2 protein-coding genes are annotated in these 1286 nt (G+C 79.6%); both read left to right on the top strand.

What is annotated here, in order from left to right:
• Positions 1 to 264, top strand: a 264-nt coding sequence (locus GA0115242_RS41305; protein ID WP_218088660.1) for a hypothetical protein, incomplete at its 5' end; no start/stop codon positions are given.
• A gap of 600 nt (positions 265 to 864) precedes the next feature.
• Positions 865 to 1286 (top strand): lycopene cyclase family protein (locus tag GA0115242_RS35830; RefSeq protein WP_256089834.1); only part of this gene is annotated, 422 nt, incomplete at its 3' end.

Raw genomic sequence — 1286 nt, 5'->3', positions numbered from 1 at the left:
CCGGGGTCGGTCGCATGCCGGTTCTCCTCGTCGGGGGGCCTCGCCATCGGCGCTGGCGTCGTCATCGGGTTCACCGCGCACCGGGGGGACGGATGCGCCGCGGTGCGCGCTGGGCGGTCGGACGGACCGAGGTTCCCCCGTACGGAGCACGGCGCGCACACCGGCTCCGTCGCGGCGGGGACGACGCGGCCCTCCCGCCCGGTGCCCGTCGCCGGGGCGGCGGTCGCTGCCGCCACGACGACGCCGGGTCCGGACAAGGAGTAGCCGCGACCACCGCACGCCAAACCGGGCCGGGCACCGGCCGGGGCGGGCCCGCGGACCGGGGCGCGGGCGGACCACCGGGGGCGCGGGCCGGTCGCGCACCCCGGTCGGCACCACCGCGCGCTGCGCCTGCCGGGTGACACGCGACGCACCGGGGACATCACCCGACTGCCGTCCCCGGTGCCCGCAGCCGGGTGACACGCCCACCCCGCGCACCCGAACGCCCGCCCGGGCCGCCACCGCGCCGAGGCCGGCCCACCGGGCGGTGCCGCGACGTACCGCTTGCCCCCGCCGGCGCCGGACCGAGGCCCGCTCCCCGGACGCCGTCGGGACGTACCGCCCGCCGCCCCCGAGGACTTCCCGACCGAACGGGGTACACCTCCCGGACCGACCGGACGAAGCGGGCCGCCGGAGCCCACTGGGCCGATCGGGCCGACCGGACGGACAGGGGCCGCCGGAGCCCACTGAGCTGGCCGGGCCGACCGGGCCGACCGGATGGATCGGCTCGACCGGAAGGATCGGCTCGACCGGAAGGATCGGCTCGGGCAGACGGATCGCACGGGCCGCGGCGACCGAAGGACGCGGAAGGAGGGAGACAGCAGCGTGTTCGACGCCGACGTCGTCATCATCGGGGCGGGCGCCGCGGGGCTCTCCCTCGCCCACCGTCTCGCCCGCCCCGCGCCCGGCGGACGGCCGCTCTCCGCCGTCCTGCTGGAGGCCCCGCCGGGACCGCTGCGCCCGCCCGCGCGCACCTGGTGCTTCTGGGAGGCGGGCCCCGGCCGCTGGGACCCGGCGGTCCACGCGTCCTGGACCCGGCTGCGGGTGCACTCTCCCGACGGGCGGCCGATCGAGGCCGGGATCGAGCCGCTGCGCTACAAGATGCTCCGTTCGGACGACTTCGAGCGGCTCGTCGGCCAGGACCTCGCCCGGCACGGCCGGGTCCGCCGGATCGAGGCGGCCGTCGGCGACGTCGAGGCCCGCCCGCCGGGGGCGCTCGTCCACGCCCGCGCGCCGGACGGCCGCGC

The organism is Streptomyces sp. SolWspMP-5a-2, assembly GCF_900091845.1.
GTDB lineage: Bacteria > Actinomycetota > Actinomycetes > Streptomycetales > Streptomycetaceae > Streptomyces > Streptomyces doudnae.
Note: the sequence above shows the minus strand (reverse complement) of the source record. Positions and strands in the feature narration are given on the sequence as shown.